The organism is Thauera sp. 27 (assembly GCF_000310125.2).
Lineage (GTDB): Bacteria > Pseudomonadota > Gammaproteobacteria > Burkholderiales > Rhodocyclaceae > Thauera > Thauera mechernichensis.
Genome location: NZ_AMXB01000016.1, coordinates 63,319 through 84,251, shown reverse-complemented (window position 1 = coordinate 84,251; position 20,933 = coordinate 63,319). Strand labels below are relative to the sequence as shown.

Here is a 20,933-nt window from a genome sequence, read left to right as displayed (position 1 = left end):
CTCCTCATCCCCCGAAGAAGAACAGCCAATCATCAGCCTGCAGCTCGCGCCGCTCGGTTGCCGGCCTCGACGTCAGTACCGCCTCCCATCCGGCGTACTCGCGGGCTTTCTCGCCGTGCTGCTTGATCTTCGTGTGGCACTCGGAGAGCTTGCGCTGATAGTCGTCCTTGACCACGACGCGCGCACCGCCGAGCGCCGCCGTGTTCGCGTACAGCGCGGCGATGTCCTCGCTGATTTCCAGGCCGCTCGCGCGCACCTCCTCGATCACCTCCGCCTTCTTCTCTTCCCACCACGCCAGCCGGGCTTCGTGATGCGCGCGCTTCTTGACTGCGGCCGCTGCCAGGTCCGACACGGCATAGTCGAAGGCCCATTCGTTGCGCTTCATGTGAACTCTCCTATGAGTTGATCCCGCCCGGATGAGCGAGTAGAGGGATTGTGGCATAAAAGTTAGGCGACGCCTATTGACATGAAGTTAGGCGACGCCTACTATCCATCCCAACGCACTACCACGACAGGGGTCCCACGATGACGCAAGCCGAACAGCACGACGCCACCCCGGCGCCGGCAGAAACCACCGCCGCAGCAGCACCGATCCGCGCCTACAAGGCGTTCGACCAGAATCTGCAATGCCGCGGCTTCCAGTTCGAGGTCGGCAAGACCTACGAGCACGACGGCGAGGTCGCTGCCTGCAAAAGCGGCTTCCACGCATGCGAAAACCCGCTCGACGTGTGGAACTACTACCCGCTCGATAGCCGTTATGCGGTGGTGGACTTGAGTGGCGCAGCGAGTCTTCACAGTGACGACTCGAAAATCGCGGCTGCACGCATCACGATCAGCGCGGAGATCGCCCTCCCGCAGATCATTAGCGACGGCGTCTCGTACCTGATGGGGCTGTGCAAGGCCGCTTTTGCGCTGAAGCCTGACGCGGCAGCCTCGGGCTACCGCAGCAAGCTCGCCGCCTCGGGCGACGGCAGCAAGCTCGCCGCCTCGGGCAACGACAGCAAGCTCGCCGCCTCGGGCAACTACAGCCAGCTCGCCGCCTCGGGCGACGGCAGCCAGCTCGCCGCCTCGGGCAACGGCAGCCAGCTCGCCGCCTCGGGCAACTACAGCCAGCTCGCCGCCTCGGGCGACGGCAGCCAGCTCGCCGCCTCGGGCAACGACAGCAAGCTCGCCGCCTCGGGCAACGACAGCAAGCTCGCCGCCTCGGGCAACGACAGCAAGCTCGCCGCCTCGGGCGACGGCAGCCAGCTCGCCGCCTCGGGCAACTACAGCCAGCTCGCCGCCTCGGGCTACCGCAGCCAGCTCGCCGCCTCGGGCTACCGCAGCAAGCTCGCCGCCTCGGGCGACGGCAGCGTCTGCGTGTCAGCCGGCCTCGGCGCAACCGCGCGGGCAGGAGATGGCGGAGCAATTGCCCTGACCTACTACGACGGCACCCGCTACCGAATCGCTGTCGCATATGTTGGAGAAAACGACATCGAGCCGCACGTCAATTACCGCGTCAACGATGCCGGTGAGTTCGTGCGGGCGCAGGACTGAAAAACACCGATCACCTCCCCTGAGAGAAGCGCCAGACGCGGCTGGATTGCCGGGCGACTCCGCGAAGACCGCGCCCGGCCCTTCTTCTCTGCAGGTCATTCGAATGGAGACGCACATGAACACAGCACTCGAACAGGCCTACGAGCGCCGCACGCTCAGCGCCCACTACGCCGAGTTGGACGCCTCGCTTACCGAGGACGAGGCGATCGAGGCCGCCGCAGCCGAAATCTGGGCGCGTGAGATCGGCCACCCCATCCCCGGCAACATCGTCGAGGAAGCCATCGGCGACGTGCTCGCCGCGATGGACGAAGCCGAGCTGGGCGAACTGGGCGCCGCGTTTGCCGCCGGCCCCGCAGACCTGGGCGCAATGCTCATCGGCCGGGTTGATGGGTATCTGCAGGCCCGGTGCCGCGAGAGGGCGCGCGAACAGCTCGAGCAGGAACGCATGCAAGCCGAAGCAGAGGCCGTCGCCGACAGGATGGCCGCGTGATGGGCGCCGCGCTGCTTGCAGTGATGTGGCTCGCCGCCGGGCTGCTGGTGGCGCGATGTGTAGGAATCAACCGTTACCAGGAAGAAAACATGAACCCCAACAAGAAACCCGCCCCGCGTTGGCCTGCCTGGCTTGGAGTCGCCCTGATTTTCGCTGGATACGGCGTGCTTGAGGCGCACGACGCGCACACCGAGATGCTGATCGCCAAGGCCGATGCGGAAGCAGCGATCGCGGTTGCACAGGTAGCCCGTCAGTACGGGATCGAGTGCGAAGAGCCGCACGCCGTTATCGCCGAGGTGCAGCCATGAACGCTCCGGATACGCTCCCGTCTCTCACCGTCCGCGCGTCGTCCTGGGCAGGGCTCTTCGACTGCGCCTACCGGTGGGAGGGCATCCACCTCTTGAAGCTTCGAAACGTGGTCGGCCTGCGCGCAGCCCTCGGGACGGCGATCCACGCCGGTACCGCGGTGTTCGACCAGTCGCGCCTCGATGGTGCAGGCCTCACCGCCGACGACGCCGCCGGCGCGATGGTCGACAAGCTGCGCGACCCCGAGAACGAGTTCGATCCTGCACGCGATGACCTGACCATGCCCGAAGCCGAGCGCGTCGGCCTGGCGCTCGTCTCGAAGTACTGCACCGACGTTTCCCCGCGCTACGACTTCGTCGCTGTGGAGATGGAGACCAAGCCGCTCGATATCGACTGCGGCGGCGGCGTCATCGTGCGCTTGACCGGGACCATGGACCGCGCCCGGATCCGCCGACATGGCGACGCAGTCGGGATCGCTGACCTCAAGAGCGGCTCCGCTGCCGTCCAGAAAGGTGCGGCGGTCACCAAGGGCCACGGCCCCCAGATCGGCACCTATGAGCTCCTGTACGAGCACACGACGGGCCAACCCATCACCGACGACGCCGAGATCATCGGACTCAAGACCAAGGGCACGCCCGAGATCGCGACAGGAACGATCCGCAACGGCAAGCGCGTGATGGTCGGTACCGACGAACACCCGGGCCTCATCGAGTTCGCGGCCGAGATGTTCAAGACCGGCCGCTTCTATCCCAACCCCAAGTCGCTTCTGTGCTCGGACAAGTACTGCCCGCGCCATGCGACCTGCCCATTTCACGATTGACCTGGAGGTCACAGAACATGAACGCTCCCGCCGCAACACGCGCCACCAGCCTCGATGCCCTTCGTTCGCCGCAAGAGGCCTCAATGCCAGCCGTGGCGCCCGGCTTCGGCTCTCTGCAGTCTTTCGAGCTAATGCAGCGCCAAGCCAAGCTGCTGTGCTCCTCCACGCTGGTGCCGGCGCAGTACCGGGCTGTTGTTGTGAAGACCGACTACAAGGGCAACGAGATCAGCCGCACGGAGAACCCGAACGCGCTCTCGAACTGCGTCATCGCGCTGAACATGGCGTCGCGCATGAATGCCGACCCTTTGATGGTCATGCAGAACCTCTATCTGGTCGAGGGCCGGCCGTCGTGGTCCTCGCAGTGGATCATCGCGCAGATCAACAACTGCGGGCGATTCTCTCCCTTGCGTTTCAGCATCCAGGATCTGGGCGAAAAGACCGTCGAGTACACGACGTACCAATGGAACGATGCGACGCGCAGGAAAGAGGCACAAACCCAGAAGGTCAAGATCCACGACAAGCAGTGCATTGCCTGGGTCATCGAGAAGGGCACCGAAGAGAAGCTCTTCTCGCCGCCGGTGAGCATCGGGATGGCCGTTGCCGAAGGTTGGTACACGAAGAACGGCAGCAAGTGGCAGACGATGGATGAGGTGATGCTTCGGTACCGCGCCGCTGCCTTCTTCGGAAAGCTCTACGCGCCTGAACTGTTGATGGGCCTCCCGTCAGCCGAAGAGTCTGCCGACGTCATCGATATGGAACTGCAAGCCGGTGGCGGATATGCGATGGCGGACAGCAGCCCGGTCACGCTCGATGCGATGCGCGAGGCCGCAGCGCCGGCGCCCGCTCTCACCGAGCAGAAGCCGGTCACCGTGCCGCCGCCGCAGACCAAGACGGAGACCCCAGCCTACGTCGATCGCGAAACGGGCGAGATCCGCGAGTCGGCCGCCACTCAGCAACAGGACGACGGCGCCCCAGGCTTCGCCGACGCTCACGCCGCGGTGCGCGCCGGCGACTTCGATCTCGCACGCGACATCGCCCGCTCTCTCCCCGAACAGCAACGGCAGCAGATCGAGGCAGCGATCGCCAACCTGTCGCAGGCGCGCGAGGAGAGCGAGAGCCCCGCACCTCAGGCGCAGCCCGCCCGCCGAGGTCGCGGCCAGGGTGGTTTGAGCCTCGAGTAACCGATCAACGGGGCGAAGCCGGCCACCCTCCCCTGTCCGATCTACAGGTCGGCCGAGCCCCACCCAACACACGAGAAGGTCATGGGTGAAACCGTTCAAGACCACTACACCGAAGACGATTTCGAGTCCCTGCTCGACGACGCGGAAAGCAACGCCGCCAACGACTGGGAAGAGGAATTCGTCGCCGACATGAAGGCGCGCTTTCAGCAGTACGGCAAGCGCATGTACATCAGCGCCGCGCAGCGCTCGCACCTTGAGCGCATCGCGGACGACGAGGGCTGACCCATGATCCGAAACATCGTTGCCTACCCGCTCCCGCACGGCTGGCCGCATCTCGCCCATGAAACTGCAGAGTTGCTGTCTCGGCGCACCTTCCAGCGCTGCGGCCCGCTGGATACCGCGCACGCCGGTTTCGTGCCGCCTCGCGACGACGCAGCGCTGTGCGAGGCCATTGCCGGTCGTTATCTGTTCTGCCACCAGCACGAAGAGAAGCTCCTGCCCGCCTCCGTCGTCAACGAGTACGTCGAGGCGAAGCGCGACGAGATCGAGCAGCACCAGGGCTACAAGCTCGGGCGCAAGCAGATCAAGGAGATCAAGGAGCAAGTGATCGCCGAACTGCTCCCGCTGGCATTCACAAAGAAGCGCCGCGCGCTCGCATGGATCAACAAGGAGCGCGGATGGTTGATCGTTGAGGCCACGAGCGCCAAACGAGCAGAAGACGTCCTCGAAGACATGCGGCGCGCGATTGACACCCTGCCCGTTGCGCAGCTCCACACCGAGGTGAACCCCGCCCGGGCGATGCTCCGCTGGCTGGCAGACCAGGAGGCGCCCGAGCGCTTCAGCATCGACTCGGACTGCGAACTGGTGTCTGTCGCCGAGGATGAGGGCGTCGTGCGCTACTCGAACTGGGACCTGTCCGGCGAAGACGTTCAGTACCAGCTCACGATTGGCCGCTCGCCAACGCTGCTCGGACTGACCTTCAATGATCGCGTCAGCTTCATCGTGACCAACCGGCTTGAGCTCAAGCGGATCTTGCTGCTCGACATCGTGACAGCGGGTCAGGACGAAGCCGACGACGCCATTGCCAAGTTCGACGCCGACTTCACGCTTGCTGCAGCCGAAATCGAGGGCGCGCTGGAGGCTCTGGTCGGCGAGCTCGGCGGGCTGGCGAGAAAGGACGCCCCGGATCTGGTCGATCAGGCGAACCCAGCCATCGACAACGTATTGGCAGCCGGCACCGTGACGTTCACTGGTGTCGATGGCGAGGCCCTCGGCATCGGCAACGACCTGGACCCGCTCTACCACGACGCCAAGCGCGTCGTGCTCGAACAGGGTCGCCCTTCCATCTCCCTGGTCCAGCGCCACCTGCGCATTGGCTACAACCGCGCCGCCCGCCTCATCGAGCAGATGGAGGCCGATGGCCTCGTCTCCGCGATGCGGGCGGACGGCACTCGTGAGGTACTCGCAGCATGAAGGCCCGCATCTTGACCTTCCCTGCGCATGGGGCCTATGCTTCGCCTGTCGCTGGCAAACAACCGGCGACCGGGATTGGCGTCCCGTCCGGAGCGGCGATGAGCCGCGACAGCGTTCTGCAGAGCGGCTTTTTTGCGTCTGGTGCGTCCTTTATGGGCGGGCTGGACGGGGAGCCCTCGGGCTCGCCGGTGCTCCGCCGGTACGCCAACCCGTTCAGTTCCGCCCACCCCGATTGGCGTCGGGAGGCGGTTCTCAATGAACCGGAGCGTACCAACATGACCACCATCGCCCTCGGCGCGTCCGCGCCTGCAGTTTTCGACTTCCAATCCCATCAGGTCCGCGTCGTCCTGAAAGACGGCGAGCCGTGGTTTGTCGCCAAGGACGTTTGCGACACCCTTGGCTATGCCAACAGCCGGAAAGCCGTCGGCGACCACCTGGACGACGATGAAAAGGGTGTAACCAGCGGTGACACCCTTGGCGGCGAGCAGAAGCTGACCATCATCTCCGAGTCCGGCCTGTACGCCCTGGTGCTCCGCAGCCGCAAGCCCGAGGCACGCAAGTTCGCCAAGTGGGTCACGTCGGAAGTTCTGCCGGCGATCCGAAAAACCGGCGCCTACTCGGCCACCGCTGGCGACATGGTGAGCAAGGCCCACGCCCTGCGCTGCTTCGCCATGACCTCGGCGCTCGCCGGCCATGCACAGATCGTGGCAATGAATCAGCTTCTCGACCAGGACGAAGAAGCGCTTCGGCTCGGTCGCTTCCTCGTCACCTTCAACGGCGAGACGCCCATCGTCCAACCTGTCCCCGACGACGCCACCGTGATCCCCTGGAGCCGCGCCCCGGAGATCCTGCGGGACCCCGGCGCGCTTCTGCCCACCGAGTTACTCACCGGAATCGCTCGCGCCTGCCTCGATGTGATTGCGCGGCGCTGCCCGTCCCACAAAGGCAAAACCGAACGGAGGGCAGCATGAAGACGCTCGAACGGCGCTTCTGGAGCAAGGTCAGGAAGTCGGACAGCGACTGCTGGCTGTGGATTGGCTGCCGAGATCGTCGCGGATATGGACAGCTGGCCCGGGGTGGGAAATACGGCGGTCACATGAAGGCGCACCGCGCTTCCTACGAAATCAACGTTGGCCCCATTCCGGAAGGAATGCACGTTCTTCATCGCTGCGACAACCCCGCATGCGTTCGCCCTGAACACCTGTTTCTTGGCGACCACTTCGCGAACATGCGCGACATGTGGAACAAGGGGCGCGGACGGTGCGACGGAGGCGGACGTCCAGGTTCCGCAAACGGAAATCACCGACTAACCGAAGAACAAGTCGCGTCAATCATTCGGCGGCACCGCGCAGGCGATTCAAGCCGGAAGCTGGGCGCTGAGTTTGGCGTATCAAAAACGCTTGTCCTCATGATCGCTCGCGGCGACGTGTGGAAGCACATCGACAGGAGCCGACTGTGAAAATTCATAGTGTCCACGTAAGCAACTTCCTTGGTGCAAGAGCCGTTGATCTGCAGCTTGACGCGCCGGTACAACTCGTTGCGGGCATGAACGGCGCGGGAAAATCATCTATTAAGGACGCCATCAGCCTGGCCCTCACCGCCGACCTGTGCCGCATCTCGAAGAAGGGCGAAGCCGCGGCGCTCATCAGCGAAGGGGCGACGAACGCCCGGGTGTTCGTGCAAACCGACGAGCGCGACTTCGAAGTCACCATCTCCAAGGCTGGCAAGATCACCGATCATGCGGCCGGTCGGGAGCCTCATCCCGCATTGCCTTTCGTCCTGGATCCTGCCCGCTTCGCGCAGCTCGCCGAGGCGGACCGGCGCACGATGCTTTTCAGCTTGCTGGGCATCGAAACCAGCCACAAGGCCATCGCAGAAAGGCTGTTAAAGCGCGGCTGCGACCCAGACAAGATCGAAGAGGTCACACCGCTGCTTCGTGGAACCTGCTGACATGGGCGCGTGCGAAATTGAGGGCTGCAAACGCGCGCTGTATTCAAAGCGCTACTGCAAGCCGCACCACTACGAACACGCTCGAGGCGGGGACACGTCGCCTCGCCGCCCGGCAAAGCTTCCAGCGAACGCCACTTGCTCTGCCGCAGGCTGCGACCTCCCCGTGAAGGCCAACGGGCTTTGCAGAAAACACTACCTGCGAAATTTACGGAACGGCGATACCGACCTGCGGCGCGTGACGATTCCTGCCGGCGGTCCGTGCGCCGTTGATGGATGCGACAAAACCGCTCGCGCTACCGGCTACTGCATAGGCCATTACAGACGGCTGCGACTCCACGGCGATCCGCTCGGCTCCGGAAGGACGAAAACTGAGATGGATCGCTTCAGCGAGAAATACCGAGCCAATACTCAGACCGGGTGCTGGGAATGGACTGCGGAACGCAACCGTAAGGGATACGGGATCTTCTGGCACAACGCCTCGATGACCGGAGCCCATCGGGCTTCCTACGAATTGCATGTGGGACCAATACCTGACGGACTCCACGTTCTCCATCGTTGCGATAACCCCCCGTGCGTGAATCCGGCTCATCTCTTTCTCGGCACCAACCAAGACAACGTGGACGACCGTCAAAGAAAGGGCCGCTGGAAAGTGAACGCCAACAAGACTGAGGTGCGAAATGGGTTTTAACGCCGCATTCGAGTATGCGAAAGACAAGGCCAAGGAAAGCCGTATTCTTTGGAAGGCCATCACCGGCGAAACCTACGGCGACAAGAAAGCCGAGGCCTGGGAGCCCCCGCTCGCTACACCTGTCTCTGGGAACCCATCAGCCCTGGCTGAGAATGCGCAGGCCCGGGTGAAAGCGCTGGGCGAGCATATCGCCGCATTGCACCAAGAGCTTGGCGCCGCGCGCGCCACGCGTGAGGCCGCTCAACAACGAGCGGCACGCATCGAACGTCTGCGCGATCAGGCTGGCATGGTCGAGCGCATCAAGGGCCGGCTGGCCACCGCCGAGGAGAATGTCACTCACTGCAAGGCGCAGCTCGCCGGCAGCGAGGACCCGAAGGCCCCGGGCAGTTACCTTGCGCGCGGTCTGGCTGGGACCCTCGCCGAATTCGTCGAGGTCGCGGACGAGGCCGGAATCGACGCGAACCTCACCAACCGCGCTCGCGCCCACCTCGTCGAGTACCGCAAGCTGCACGGAGACCCGAACGCCGAGCCCGCCGACACAGCGCGCCTGGCCGAGCTGCGCCACGCGCAGCAGGTTGCCGAGTCCGGCGCCGCGAACGCCCGCCGGGATCTCGCCGCGGCTGAAGCTGCAGGCGCAGAACTCGCCGAGCTCGAGAAAGCTGCGCCGCTCGAGGCGCCGAAGATCTTGGACATCGAAACGCGCTTGGCCGATGCCCGCCGGCGCCACACGGACTGGCAGGCCGACGCCCAGAAGTATCTGGAGGCCGCCGGCGCTGCCGAGCGCCGCGCAAAGCAGATCGCCAGCGCGGCTGAGCATCACGCCGACGTGCAGCAGTGGTCGGCGATTGCCGACGCACTCAGCCCGAACGGAATTCAGGCCGAAATGATCGCCGAAGCGCTCGATCCGCTGAACGCGCGCCTGGCCGAGCATGCCGCGCTCGCGCAGTGGCAGCCGCCGCGCATCGGGGCCGACATGGTCATCACCGTCGGCAGCCGGCTATACGGGCTTCTTTCCGAGTCCGAGCGCTGGCGCGCCGATGCCCTCCTCGCCGTGACCATCGCCCAGCTTTCCGGCCTGCGGCTCGTCGTTCTGGACCGCCTGGACGTGCTCGACGCGACCGGTCGCGAGGATGCGCTGTTCTGGCTCTCCGACGTTGCCGAGGCCGGGCAGATCGATACGGCGATCGTTCTCGCCACGCTGAAGGCCGCACCGCCCGCCCAGGCCCTGCCGACGCACATCGCAAGCCACTGGATCGAGCGCGGCACCCTGATTGCGACCCACACCAACCAGCAAGCCCTGGAGGCAGCATGACCACCAAACCCCCGAAGTTCGCCCCCGTCACCGGCGAAGCAGCCCTCGCCATGCGCCAGAAAACCGGCCTGAATCAGTCAAGGTTCTGGTCAGTCGTCGGCATCGGCCAGTCCGCAGGCAGCCGCTACGAGTCCGGCCGCAACATCCCGCGCCCGGTGCAAATGCTCCTGCGCATCGCCTACGGCACCAAGGCGCAGGCAGCAAAGCAGGTTGAAGCCCTTCGCCCGGGTGCTGCCGAGGAGTCCGCATCGTGAACGCCCGCGACAACACCCCCTTGCGTACCCTGATTGCCGATTACCTCGCAGCCGGTGAAGACACGGCCGCCGGGATCGCCAAGGCCATCGGCAAGGGCGATACCCCTTCGATGGTCATCAAGGAGCTCAACGCTATGCGCACCGACGGCCAGGTCGAGTGCGAGCAGCGCGGCAAGAAGAAGGAGCTCGTGTACTGGCTTGCTGTTCCGCTCGCCGTCGCCGCAGATGACTATGAGCCCGAGCCGCCCCCCGCGCCGGCGACCATCAGCGAGGTCATGCTCCCGCCGGGCGTCCGCCATGGAACACGCGCCGCGCAGATCTACCGCGTGCTGCCGCTCTACGGCGCCGAGCCGATCGACGCTCGCGCGATCGCCACTGCCACGGGCTGCGCCAAAGCACTGATCGAAAGCGCCCTGTGGGCCATGGTTAAGGCTGGCCAGTGCATGCGCCATTCAACGGGCGGACCCTACGGCTACACCCGCCTGCCGCCCGCCTCCCCTGAAACCGTCCCCCAGAACGTCAATCCGGAGGCGGCGGACGAGATGCCGCCCGCCGACGCCTCGCTGCTAGCCCTCGCAAACCGCGAGCTTTCCGACCGCCTCGCCAGGGTCGCGCACGTGCTGCGCGGGTCTGGCTTGGAGGGCCTTAAGGACCTCGACGATGGCGCAGATCTGCAATCAGCCGCGGCCGCGCTGACCGGCGCGTATCAGATGGCGCTCGCCGACCTTCAGGCTCGAACAGACTCGCTTTCCGCGGCATGTTCGGCGCTCGGCGCAATCGGCGATCGTCTCGACGTTGATTCAGGTACGGGTGGTTGCGGTCCTATCCTTGACGCCATCGACCTGAAGGACGAAGAAGTTGCCGACCTACAGCACAAGATCAACATGCAGGACGCCGAGCTGTTCAAGCAGGCTGGCGTGGTCGTGGATTTGCGCAATCAGCTCGGCGCAGAGCGCACCGCGCGCCAGGCACTGCAGGAGCAGATCGACGAGCTGCAGCGCGAAGCGATGCGCGGTGCCTCGCTCCTGTCGGGGGACGATCGCTACACCGCAGCCGGCTACCTGGTGCGTGCACCCAAGCGTCCGCTGCGCACCTTCAGCCGGGCCGAGTCCGCCCAAGCCGCAGCCCTGGCCGCCGCGCGTAACGGCAGCGGGCGCGGAGAAGTATTCGCGCTCGTGCCCGTCGGCAAGGCGGTGCGCGGCGCGGAATGGAGGCCGTCGTGATCCAGCACCACACCGCCCCGCCCGCGTGTGCCGCCTGCGGGCATCTGCAGCGCTCGGCGGTGCATTGCGGCCCGATCGTCGAGCAGAACGATCACTGCCGGCACCCGACGGGCCCCAAACCAATGCATGACCCGTGCGCCTGGCACAGCGACGGCGCGGTCATGCGGATCGATGGGAATCGGGTGTAACCATGAACGACAGCCCCGTATCACTCTCGCGCGCCGATCGTCGCAAGTTCGAAAAAGCGATGCGGCGTTCTCCTCGCGCTCCTCGCGCCGCGCGCAAGCGCGGTGATCTCCCCTTGCGCCTGCTGCCGTGGAACATCCACGGCGTGTGGGCGCCGCTCGATCGCATCCTCGCCAAGCTCGAGCTCGACGGCACCGCCGAGTATTCCGGCGGCGAGCCGGTCCTCTACGACCCCGGGACGAACGACTGGCACAACAGCGCCCAGGCAATCCGCGGCATTGCTGATTTCCATGAGGTCGCGGCGCTGCGCAAGGGATGGACCATCAACACCGAGCCGATCACCCGCTTTGCGCGGCTGCTCGAGCTCGATGACGAGATCACCCAGCAGGACATCGACGACGTCCGCTCGTGCTCGGTTGTGCTACGCACACTCGCCGGCTCGCTCACCCTGCGCGAGGCCCGCGCCTACCTGGACGAGACCTGCATCAAGATCGAAATCGAGAAGGCGGGACTCACGGAGAGTCCAGCATGATTCTCAGCGCCGCCCAGCTGGAGGAGCTCACCGGCCGCGTGCGCCCGTCGGCGCAGCGGCGTATCCTCCAGCACCTCAAGATCCCGTTCCGGGTCCGCCCGGACGGGACGCCGGTTGTCCTCGAAGCGGATCTCCATGCGCCCACGAAAGAAAAATCGCGAGCTCCCCAGCTGTGTTTATCTTAAACACGGCGCCTACTGGTACGTAAAGAGGGGTAAGTGGGTGCGGCTGGGCGCCGAGTTCTCAGCAGCAATGCAAGAATACGCTCGCCTCCACGAGCAGAAGCGCGGTGGCATGCCCGAGATGATCGAGACGCTACTTCCGCGCATCGTCGCCGGCAAGGCACCGGCCACCGTCCGCAAATACACCGAGGCCGCCCGCTACCTTCAAAAGGTCTTCGCAGAGTTCGCACCTGAGCAAGTGACCTCGGCCGATGTCGTTGCGCTGAGGCGGCACCTGATTGATCACGCCACCGTGTGCAACCGGACCATTTCGGTCCTTCGCATGCTGTTCCACGAGGCGCTCGAGGATCGGCTGGTCGAGCGCAACCCGTGCGTCGGTGTGCCCACCGTGCGCCAGCCCAAGCGCGACCGTCGCGTCGAGCCGGAGGAGTTCGAGCGCATCAAGGCCCAGGCGTCCCGAAAGCTCGCCGCGATAATGGACCTATGCTATCTGACCGGACAGCGAATCTCCGACGTGCTCAAGATCGCCCGCGGCGACCTGCGTGAGGAAGGTTTGTATGTAGCCCAGGAAAAGACCAAGGCACGGGTGCTGATTCGCTGGAACGCAGACCTACGGGCTGCCGTCGAAAGAGCGCTCGCACTACACGGCAACGTGCCTGGGCTCTTCCTGTTCGGCAAGCGCCCACCTGGCTACTCCGGCGTGTGGAAGGCCTACAAGAAGGCGCGCGAGGCGGCCGGCATCCCCGACGTTGTCATCCATGACCTTCGAGCCATGGCTGGCACAGAGGCTGAGGCCCAGGGTGTTGATCCCCAAAAGCTGCTGGGTCACACTGATCGAAAGATGACCGAACGCTACCTGCGCGACCGCCGAATTACCGAGGCCGAAGGGCCTGCGTTCCGGAGGAAGAGAGATGCGACCGCGAAAAGTTAATGCCGATCTCCCACCCTGTGTGTATGAAAAGCACGGGGCGTTTTACTTCGTCCGAAAAAACCGTTGGCACTACCTCGGGAGCGACCGTGCCCTCGCCTCGCAAAGAGGTGTCGAACTCGCCGCACTTTTTAAAGACCCCGCCTACGAGGGTGACCTACGCCGGCACTTGCGTACCCTCGCAGCAGGCCTAGCGTCCAAGGGGAAGAGAGGCGCTCTCCGTTGGAAAGAGGTGACTATTACCTCTGAAGATGTGGAAGCGCTAGCTGACCAAAACGGCTGGTGTTGTGCGGTGACCGGGTTGCCGTTTCGACTCAACAAGATCAACAATCGGAGGCCTTACGCACCGAGCGTAGATCGTATAGACCCTGCAAAAGGGTATCACCGGGACAACTGCCGTATCGTCTGCGCGGCGGTAAATTTCGCGATGAATGTGTGGGGTGAACCGATGCTTAGAGAGCTGGCACATGCAGTGGTCAACAAGCACGGCAAGCGAGTTTTAGACACGACTGGGGTTTCTTAGACAATGCCCGCACAACGACAAGGCTTTCAGGCCTGTAGAGGGATGAACATTATCCCTCTTCCAGCCTTTCGCGATAACTACATCTGGTTGTTGCACGACGAACGGCACGCCGTAGTGGTCGACCCTGGCGATGCCCAGCCGGTCGTGGAGGCGCTCGAGCGACTGCAGCTATCGCTGTCCGCGATCCTGATCACCCACCACCACCCCGATCACATCGGAGGCCTGGCCGCATTGCTCAGCCGTTGGCCGGTACCGACGTATGGTCCGGCGAACGAGGCGATCGACGGCGTGAGCCATCCGGTAAGCGAAGGCGACATTGTCCGCCTTGCACAGCCGGGCATCCGCCTGCGCGTCATGGAGGTCCCGGCCCACACGGCCGGACACATCGCATTCCTGGCCGATCAGGCCTCGCCCGGGCTGCTGTTCTGTGGCGATACGCTGTTCTCAGCGGGCTGTGGCCGGCTGTTCGAAGGTTCGCCGGCGCAGCTTGCCGAAGCGCTGGCCCGCTTTGCCGCCCTCCCCGCAGACACTCGTGTCTATTGCACGCACGAATACACTTTGTCCAACCTCGCCTTTGCGCGTGCGGCAGAGCCTTCCAACCCAGCCAGGGACGCCTACCAGCAACGCTGCGAGACGCTCAGGGCGCGTGGCGAACCCACGCTGCCATCGACCATCGGCCTCGAGCGCGACATCAACCCCTTCCTGCGCCCTCATATCGCCGGGGTCATCGATGCCGTGACTGCGCAGAGCGGGCAACGGCCGGTGGACAGCACCGCCTGCCTGGCGGCACTGCGGGCATGGAAGGACAATTTCTGAGCCGCAGGCCACGCCCATGCCCCGTTCCCCTCGCCTGTGCCCTGCAGCCCCCGGCGCGCAAACCCGCCGCATCCTGATGGCCACCGTGCTTGCGGCCTTCTGCCAAGCCCCCCTGGCACAGCAGCACCCGCCCACGGATGCGCCGGTTCAGGCCATTCCCGCCGCCCAGGACGAAGCTGAGGCTCAGATCGAGGACGAGATCGTGGTCGAGCGCGTGCTGACGCTCGACCTCACCCGCGACGCCAATGACATCTGGGACAGGATCAGGCGCGGCTTCGGCATGCCGGACCTGGACAGCCCTCGGGTGATGGACCAGCAAGCCTTCTACCTGAACCGACCGGGCTTTCTCAAGCAGGTCTTCGGCCGCGGCGGGCGCTATCTGTACTACATCGTCGACGAGCTCGAGCGCCGCGGCATGCCGACCGAGATCGCCCTGCTGCCTATGGTCGAGAGCAGCTTCAACCCGATGGCCTACTCATCGGCCCACGCCTCCGGCCTGTGGCAGTTCATTCCATCCACGGGGCGTTACTTCAACCTCACCCAGGATCAATGGGTCGATGAGCGCCGCGACGTGATCGCATCGACCAACGCCGCGCTCGACTACCTTCAACGCATCTACGAGATGCACGGCGACTGGCACCTCGCCCTGGCCTCGTACAACTGGGGGGAAGGCTCTGTACAACGCGCACTCAAGCGCAACGCCGAAGACGGTCTTCCCCTCGAGTACACCCACCTGCGCATGCCTGAGGAAACGCGCAACTACATCCCGAAGCTGCAGGCGATCAAGAACATCGTCAACGAGCCCGAGCTGTTCCATTTCGAGCTGCCTTACGTTGCCAACGAGCTCCACTTCGTCACCGTCGACGCCCCCGTCGGTGTGGACCTGGCTACCGCCGCCCGCCTCTCCGACATGCCACTGGACGAGTTCCTGGCCCTGAACCCCGGTTTCAATCGCCCGGCGATCACCACGCCGGGGCAGACCTTCATCGTCCCCACCGACCGTGCAGAACGCCTAGAGGAAGGCCTGGCCGAACTCGAACGCAGCGGCAAGGGCTGGCGCATGCACACCGTGCGCGCGGGGGAGTCGATCGATGCGCTCGCACGCCAGCATGGCCTCACGCCAGCCCAGCTGCGACGCCTCAACGGCCTTGCCGCCGGTGCCACCCCACGTCCGGGTCATGCCCTTCTCGTACCCGACGGGGTGGAGCCCGAGGGCGCACTCGAGGTCAGCGCGCTGCTGCCTTTTGCCAATGCCGCCCCCAGCCGCCAGGGCTTGAAGCTCAAACCTGCCGGTGCAGGTCAGCCACAACTCAAGTCCACTCCGAACCGTCCGCGCGCCAGCACCACCCCCCGCTCCGGCAGCCGCACGCGCTGATCAGGCGCCGAAGCGGGGCCAGTGGCAGCGCACGCGGTGGCCCTGCGACATCTCGGTCACCTGGGGATAGCTCAGCCGGCAGACATCGGTGGCATGTGCGCAGCGCGGGTGGAAATGACAGCCTGCCGGCGGCGCAAGCGGGGATGGCAGGTCGAGCGCTGCCGTTGCAGTGTCAGCGCCGCTGTCTTCCACGCTTTCGGCATCGATGCGTGGAACCGCGGCCATCAGGCTGCGGGTGTAAGGATGGGTGGGCGCCGACAGCACGCGTTCGACCGGTCCCTCCTCGACGATACGACCGAGGTACATCACCGCCACCTCGTCGGCGAGGTACTCCACCACCGCCAGGTTATGAGTGATGAAAAGATAGGCCAGGCCGTGCTCACGCTGCAGCTCACGCATCAGGTTCAGCAACTGTGCCTGCACCGATACATCGAGCGCGCTGGTCGGCTCATCGCAGATCAGCACCCTGGGCGCCACCGCCAGCGCACGTGCCACCGCAATGCGCTGGCGCTGGCCGCCGGAAAACTCGTGCGGGTAGCGCCAGCGCATGTCGGGATCCAGGCCAACGCGTTCGAGCAGGCCATCCACCTGTTTCCGGCGCTGGCGCGGGTCGCCACCGAGCGCGAGCGCATTCATGCCTTCCTCGATGATGTCACCGACCCGCATGCGCGGATTGAGAGAGGCAAAGGGGTCCTGGAATACCATCTGCACTGCGCGGCGCAAAGGGTGCAAGGCCTGCTCCGGCAAGGCGGTAATGTTCTCGCCATCGAGCAGGAACTCGCCGGCTGTGGCCTCGACCAGCCGCAGGGCGGCCTTGCCGACGGTCGTCTTGCCGCAGCCAGACTCGCCGACGAGGGCAAGCGTACGGCCGGCATACAGGCGCAAGCTCAGACCATCGACGGCCTTCAGTTCGGCGACCTTGCGCTTGAGCACCCCCTTGCGCACGGGGAAATGGACCGAGAGATCGCGAATCTCCAGCACCGGCTGCCGGCTGCGCGCGCCCTCGGCGACCGCGGTCAACGCCTGTGCGGGCACGAACGGCCGCGGCACGCTGACGTCCTCGTACAGGTGGCAGCGCACCGCCTGCTCGCCGAGCCTGTGCCAACCCGGCGCCTCCTCGTCGCAGCGATCGAAGGCCATCGGGCAACGCTCGGCGAAGCGGCAGCCCTGGAACACCCTGTCCAGCCCGGGCACGCTGCCCTCGGGCGCCTCCAGTGCGGCCCCGCGGCGGTCGGCGCCCGGCAAGGCGGCAAACAACTTGCGCGAATACGGATGCAGCGGCGCAGCAAAGAAGTCCGTGCGCGCGCCGGTCTCGACAATCTCGCCCGCGTACATCACCCCCACCGTGTGGGCCACGCGTGCGACCACACCCAGGTCATGAGTGATGAGCAGCATGCCCATGCCGCGCGCACGCTGGATCGCGACCAGCAGATCGAGCACCTGGGCCTGGATGGTGACATCCAGCGCCGTCGTCGGCTCGTCGGCAATCAGCAGCTGAGGCCGGCCGGCAAGCGCGATGGCGATCATCACGCGCTGCTTCATGCCGCCCGAAAACTGGAAGGGGAAATCGCGGAGGCGGCGTGCAGGATCAGGGATGCCGACTGCCTCGAGCAGGCCGCAAGCCTCGTCCGCCAAAACCACACCCGGCGGGCAGTGACGGGCGAGCGCCTCCATGATCTGTGCGCCGACGGTCATCACCGGGTTGAGGCTCGTCGACGGTTCCTGGAAGATCATGCCGATGCGCCCGCCGCGCACTCGCCGCATCGCGGCCTCGGGCAAGGCCAGCACGTCCTCGCCTGCGAGATGTACGCTGCCGCCGCAGATCTGCCCGGTGTCCGGCAACAGGCGCGCCAGCGCCAGTGCGGTCATCGACTTGCCGCAACCCGACTCGCCCAGCAGGGCGAAAGTCTGACCCTGGCGGATAGAAAAGCTCACCCCATCGACGGGGCGGATCTCGTCGTCGCCGCGCGCGATCGCCACGCGCAGGTCCGTCACCTCGAGCAGGGGCGCGCCGTGGCTGGCGCACGCGCCTGCGACGGCGGCGCTGGATACGGAAAGGCTCATGCAGACCTTACGGACAGTTCACGAAACAAGGGCCGCTGATGCGGCCCTCTGATCACGATCCTCAGTGGTGATGACCACCGGCCCCATGCACGTGACCGTGGCTGATCTCCTCCGCGCTTGCGGCGCGGACTTCGGCCACCGTGACGTCGAACACGAGTGCAACCCCAGCGAGCGGATGGTTGCCATCGACCACCACCTTGCCGTCGGCGATGTCGGTGATGCGATAGACGAGGTCCTCCTCGCCATCCTCGGACACACGCTCGAAGCTCATGCCGATCTCGATGTTATCGGGGAACAGCTTGGCATCCTCGACCAGGATCAGCTCTTCGTCGTAGTCGCCGAAAGCGTCTTCCGGCTGCAGTTTGACCTGCAGCTTTTCGCCAACCTTCTTGCCGTGCAGGGCCTCTTCGAGCACCGGGAAGATGCCGTCGTAGCCGCCATGCAGATAGACCAGCGGGTGCTGGCCATCGTCGATGACGGCGCCGTCCGGGTCGCGCACGGTGTACTGCAGCGTCACGACGCTGTTCTTGACGATCTCATTTTGCATTGCGGGATTCCAGTTCCTTGACCAATTCAAAAACCGCGGCGGCATGGCCGCGAGGCATCACATCGTAGAGTGCGTGGCGGACCCTGCCTGCCTTGTCGATGATGAAGGTCGACCGCCGCACACCCATCTTCCTGACTCCGTCGACTTCCCGCTCCTGCCAGACCTTGTAGAGCCGGCAAGCCTCGGTGTCCGTATCCGACAACAGGCGAATCGACAGGCCTTCCTTGTCGCGGAACTCGGCATGCGTCAGACAATCGTCGGGGCTCACGCCCACCACGATGCAGTCGTAGCGGGCAAACTCGTCCTCATGGTCGCTGAAATCGGCGGCCTGGAGCGTGCAACCCGGCGTGTTGTCACGGGGATAGAAATAGAGCACCACATTCTGCTTGCCGACCTGCGACGCGAGGTCGAAAATTTCCATGTCGGCATCCGGCAGTGAAAACGCGGGGGCGATGTCTCCGCTCTGCAGCATGTGTTCTCCCTGATGTGGAGGGGATTCTAGCCGAGACACCCGGCCAGCACTACCGGCGTGGAGGTTGACTTGCGATTGGTTCAGCACTGAGAGCTCCTCCCTGGCTTGTTGTCGCGCTTCGGGGTGCCGCCTGCCGACACCATGGAGAAGCAATAGCCCAGATCCGGCCCGGGCTCAAGACGCAGCGCATCATTGCATGGGCGCGGGGCCGGCAATCGATCATCTGCCGCACGGCTACAGAGGGGGCCCATGCCCGAATTCACATACCCCGAGAACCCAGCCCCCGAGGCTCCACCGCCACGCCCTCTCGTCGCCTTGCCCGCAACCATGCGGGCCATGGTGCTCGAGCGCAGTGGCGAACCTCTGCGCGCTCGGGCGCTCGCTCTGCCCCGACCTGGACACGGGCAGGTTCTGCTGCGGGTCGAAGCCTGCGGAGTCTGCCGCACCGACCTGCACCTGGTCGACGGAGAACTACCCGACCCGCTGCTGCCGATGATCCCCGGACACGAGATCGTCGGACGAGTCGCCGCCCTCGGCACGGGGGTGAGCGGCTTGGCACCCGGCCAGCGCATCGGCGTCCCCTGGCTGGGTTGGACTTGCGGCCGGTGCGATTTCTGCACCAGCGCACGCGAGAACCTGTGCGACGAAGCGCGTTTCACCGGCTATCAGATCCAGGGCGGCTATGCCGAATACACCGTGGCCGACGCCCGCTACTGCTTTGCGCTGGACGATGCGCTCGATGCCGCCGAAGCCGCGCCGCTGCTGTGCGCGGGCCTGATCGGTTACCGCGCGCTGGGCCTGGCCGGCGCAGCGCAGCGCATTGGGTTGTACGGCTTCGGTGCAGCCGCCCACATCATCGCCCAGGTGGCACGCTGGCAGGGCCGCGAGGTGTATGCCTTCACGCGCGTCGGCGACACCGCCAGCCAGGCCTTCGCGCACCATCTCGGCGCGACATGGGCCGGTAGCGCTACCGACAAGCCGCCCCACCCTCTCGATGCAGCGCTGATCTTTGCCCCTGCGGGCGAGCTCGTACCCGCCGCCCTGCGTGCGCTGGCCAAGGGCGGCACGGTGGTGTGCGCGGGCATCCACATGAGCGACATTCCGTCCTTTCCCTACGACATCCTGTGGGGCGAGCGCCGCATCGTGTCGGTAGCCAACCTCACCCGCAGCGATGGCGACGCCTTCCTGGCGCTTGCCCCGCGCGTACCTGTCCGTACCGAGATCACCCGTTTTGCACTCGAAGATGCCAACCTGGCGCTCGAACGGCTCAGGCGTGGCGAGCTTCAGGGCGCAGCCGTGCTCGTGCCCTGAGCGCACATCGCACACCGCAGGATTGATGCGGGTCGGCGCACGGTTGACCGTGATGCTTGCCATTGGCACACAACTGTTTAAAATTACAGCCAGCTCATGGAGGCCGACATGTCTGCCCGCAACGAAACCCTTACCGCACGCCAGCAGGAAATCCTCGACTTCATCCGCAGCACCGTCGAGTCCGAAGGCCGCCCGCCCACCCGCGCCGAAGTCTGCACCGCGTTCGGCTTTCGCTCGCCCAACGCGGCCGAAACCCACCTGCGCGCACTGGCCGCCAAAGGCGCAATCCTGCTCGAGGAAGGTCGCGCCCGCGGCATCCGCCTGGCCGAAGCACTCGGCCTGCCACTGGTCGGACGAGTGGCTGCAGGCAGCCCCATCCTTGCCGCCGAGCATGTCGAGGCCCGCTATCAGCTCGACGCCTCCCTGTTCTCGCCCAAGGCCGACTACCTGCTGAGGGTGCGTGGCATGAGCATGCGTGATGCCGGCATCCTCGACGGCGACCTGATCGCCGTTCACCGCAGCAGCGAGGCCCGCAACGGACAGATCGTCGTTGCCCGCGTCGAGGATGACGTCACCGTCAAGACCCTGCAGCGCAAGGGCGCAGTGGTCGAGTTGCTGCCCGCCAACCCGGATTACACACCCATCGTGGTGGACACCCGGCGCGACGAACTCGTCATCGAAGGGGTCATGGTCGGCCTGATCCGCAAGGATCACTGAGCCCCCGTCACCCAGCGGCTTTAGTCTCATCGTGCCGTCCTGCCCGC

Annotated in this window: 25 protein-coding genes; 21 read left to right on the top strand and 4 right to left on the bottom strand. The window is 65.4% G+C overall.

Features of this window, described 5'->3' with window-relative positions; translation table 11 throughout:
- Nucleotides 1-4: 4 nt before the first annotated feature.
- Nucleotides 5-385: a hypothetical protein gene (locus tag B447_RS10760; protein WP_002939683.1), complete on the bottom strand. Its 381-nt coding sequence runs from the start codon at nucleotides 383-385 to the stop codon at nucleotides 5-7.
- 140 nt (nucleotides 386-525) lie between these two features.
- Between B447_RS10760 and B447_RS10755 the strand changes: the two genes are divergently transcribed.
- The 19 genes from B447_RS10755 (at nucleotide 526) to B447_RS10665 (ending at nucleotide 15,775) form a co-directional block, all read left to right on the top strand.
- Complete coding sequence (locus tag B447_RS10755) at nucleotides 526-1,536, top strand: DUF7666 domain-containing protein (protein WP_002939679.1); 1,011 nt, start codon at nucleotides 526-528, stop codon at nucleotides 1,534-1,536.
- 115 nt (nucleotides 1,537-1,651) lie between these two features.
- A complete protein-coding gene (locus B447_RS10750) occupies nucleotides 1,652-2,026 on the top strand; it encodes a hypothetical protein (protein WP_002939676.1) in 375 nt (124 codons plus the stop codon).
- The gene (locus B447_RS10745) at nucleotides 2,026-2,334 is read left to right on the top strand and encodes a hypothetical protein (protein WP_002939674.1); all 309 of its coding nucleotides are present in this window, start codon (nucleotides 2,026-2,028) and stop codon (nucleotides 2,332-2,334) included. Before B447_RS10750 ends, B447_RS10745 begins: the two co-directional genes overlap by 1 nt.
- Nucleotides 2,331-3,152, top strand: a complete 822-nt coding sequence (locus tag B447_RS10740) for a RecB family exonuclease (protein WP_037982676.1) — start codon at nucleotides 2,331-2,333, stop codon at nucleotides 3,150-3,152. Before B447_RS10745 ends, B447_RS10740 begins: the two co-directional genes overlap by 4 nt.
- Nucleotides 3,153-3,169: 17 nt before the next feature.
- Nucleotides 3,170-4,333 carry a hypothetical protein gene (locus B447_RS21815; protein WP_002939659.1) on the top strand — a complete coding sequence of 388 codons (1,164 nt, stop codon included), beginning with the start codon at nucleotides 3,170-3,172 and terminating at the stop codon, nucleotides 4,331-4,333.
- A gap of 81 nt (nucleotides 4,334-4,414) precedes the next feature.
- Nucleotides 4,415-4,615 carry a hypothetical protein gene (locus tag B447_RS10730; RefSeq protein ID WP_002939657.1) on the top strand — a complete coding sequence of 67 codons (201 nt, stop codon included), beginning with the start codon at nucleotides 4,415-4,417 and terminating at the stop codon, nucleotides 4,613-4,615.
- A gap of 3 nt (nucleotides 4,616-4,618) precedes the next feature.
- The gene (gene rdgC, locus B447_RS10725; RefSeq protein ID WP_002939656.1) at nucleotides 4,619-5,806 is read left to right on the top strand and encodes a recombination-associated protein RdgC; all 1,188 of its coding nucleotides are present in this window, start codon (nucleotides 4,619-4,621) and stop codon (nucleotides 5,804-5,806) included.
- Nucleotides 5,803-6,777, top strand: a complete 975-nt coding sequence (locus tag B447_RS21810; protein WP_198291780.1) for a BRO-N domain-containing protein — start codon at nucleotides 5,803-5,805, stop codon at nucleotides 6,775-6,777. The genes rdgC and B447_RS21810 overlap by 4 nt, the downstream gene beginning before the upstream one ends.
- Nucleotides 6,774-7,265, top strand: a complete 492-nt coding sequence (locus B447_RS22165; RefSeq protein WP_002939653.1) for an HNH endonuclease — start codon at nucleotides 6,774-6,776, stop codon at nucleotides 7,263-7,265. Before B447_RS21810 ends, B447_RS22165 begins: the two co-directional genes overlap by 4 nt.
- Complete coding sequence (locus B447_RS10710; protein WP_157384663.1) at nucleotides 7,262-7,756, top strand: AAA family ATPase; 495 nt, start codon at nucleotides 7,262-7,264, stop codon at nucleotides 7,754-7,756. Before B447_RS22165 ends, B447_RS10710 begins: the two co-directional genes overlap by 4 nt.
- A gap of 1 nt (nucleotide 7,757) precedes the next feature.
- The gene (locus B447_RS23040; protein WP_083491437.1) at nucleotides 7,758-8,444 is read left to right on the top strand and encodes an HNH endonuclease signature motif containing protein; all 687 of its coding nucleotides are present in this window, start codon (nucleotides 7,758-7,760) and stop codon (nucleotides 8,442-8,444) included.
- Nucleotides 8,434-9,756 (top strand): hypothetical protein, encoded by a 1,323-nt coding sequence (locus B447_RS10700; protein WP_002939649.1) that lies wholly within the window; start codon nucleotides 8,434-8,436, stop codon nucleotides 9,754-9,756. Before B447_RS23040 ends, B447_RS10700 begins: the two co-directional genes overlap by 11 nt.
- Nucleotides 9,753-10,010 carry a helix-turn-helix domain-containing protein gene (locus B447_RS10695; RefSeq protein WP_002939646.1) on the top strand — a complete coding sequence of 86 codons (258 nt, stop codon included), beginning with the start codon at nucleotides 9,753-9,755 and terminating at the stop codon, nucleotides 10,008-10,010. Before B447_RS10700 ends, B447_RS10695 begins: the two co-directional genes overlap by 4 nt.
- Nucleotides 10,007-11,233, top strand: coding sequence for a hypothetical protein (locus B447_RS10690; protein WP_002939644.1), 1,227 nt, complete (start codon nucleotides 10,007-10,009; stop codon nucleotides 11,231-11,233). Before B447_RS10695 ends, B447_RS10690 begins: the two co-directional genes overlap by 4 nt.
- Nucleotides 11,234-11,423: 190 nt before the next feature.
- Nucleotides 11,424-11,951 carry a hypothetical protein gene (locus B447_RS10680; protein WP_002939642.1) on the top strand — a complete coding sequence of 176 codons (528 nt, stop codon included), beginning with the start codon at nucleotides 11,424-11,426 and terminating at the stop codon, nucleotides 11,949-11,951.
- On the top strand, nucleotides 11,948-12,136 hold the full coding sequence (locus tag B447_RS21805) for a DUF4224 domain-containing protein (protein WP_002939640.1): 189 nt from the start codon (nucleotides 11,948-11,950) through the stop codon (nucleotides 12,134-12,136). Before B447_RS10680 ends, B447_RS21805 begins: the two co-directional genes overlap by 4 nt.
- Nucleotides 12,137-12,245: 109 nt before the next feature.
- Nucleotides 12,246-13,064, top strand: a complete 819-nt coding sequence (locus B447_RS10675; RefSeq protein WP_157384662.1) for a tyrosine-type recombinase/integrase — start codon at nucleotides 12,246-12,248, stop codon at nucleotides 13,062-13,064.
- A gap of 562 nt (nucleotides 13,065-13,626) precedes the next feature.
- On the top strand, nucleotides 13,627-14,400 hold the full coding sequence (gene gloB, locus B447_RS10670; RefSeq protein ID WP_002939635.1) for a hydroxyacylglutathione hydrolase: 774 nt from the start codon (nucleotides 13,627-13,629) through the stop codon (nucleotides 14,398-14,400).
- A gap of 76 nt (nucleotides 14,401-14,476) precedes the next feature.
- Nucleotides 14,477-15,775, top strand: coding sequence for a transglycosylase SLT domain-containing protein (locus B447_RS10665; RefSeq protein ID WP_002939631.1), 1,299 nt, complete (start codon nucleotides 14,477-14,479; stop codon nucleotides 15,773-15,775).
- Here the strand turns inward: B447_RS10665 and B447_RS10660 are convergent, their stop codons facing one another.
- From B447_RS10660 to B447_RS10650, 3 genes are all read right to left on the bottom strand, one after another.
- The gene (locus B447_RS10660) at nucleotides 15,776-17,839 is read right to left on the bottom strand and encodes an ABC transporter ATP-binding protein (protein WP_002939624.1); all 2,064 of its coding nucleotides are present in this window, start codon (nucleotides 17,837-17,839) and stop codon (nucleotides 15,776-15,778) included.
- A gap of 61 nt (nucleotides 17,840-17,900) precedes the next feature.
- A complete protein-coding gene (locus B447_RS10655; protein ID WP_002929884.1) occupies nucleotides 17,901-18,386 on the bottom strand; it encodes an FKBP-type peptidyl-prolyl cis-trans isomerase in 486 nt (161 codons plus the stop codon).
- Nucleotides 18,376-18,858, bottom strand: coding sequence for a peroxiredoxin (locus tag B447_RS10650; RefSeq protein WP_002929883.1), 483 nt, complete (start codon nucleotides 18,856-18,858; stop codon nucleotides 18,376-18,378). The genes B447_RS10655 and B447_RS10650 overlap by 11 nt, the downstream gene beginning before the upstream one ends.
- Nucleotides 18,859-19,107: 249 nt before the next feature.
- Between B447_RS10650 and B447_RS10645 the strand changes: the two genes are divergently transcribed.
- Together B447_RS10645 and lexA are read left to right on the top strand one after the other, a co-directional pair.
- Nucleotides 19,108-20,169 (top strand): zinc-dependent alcohol dehydrogenase family protein, encoded by a 1,062-nt coding sequence (locus B447_RS10645; RefSeq protein WP_232431611.1) that lies wholly within the window; start codon nucleotides 19,108-19,110, stop codon nucleotides 20,167-20,169.
- A 108-nt stretch (nucleotides 20,170-20,277) separates the two neighbouring features.
- The gene (lexA, locus tag B447_RS10640; RefSeq protein ID WP_198291779.1) at nucleotides 20,278-20,886 is read left to right on the top strand and encodes a transcriptional repressor LexA; all 609 of its coding nucleotides are present in this window, start codon (nucleotides 20,278-20,280) and stop codon (nucleotides 20,884-20,886) included.
- Nucleotides 20,887-20,933 lie beyond the last annotated feature (47 nt).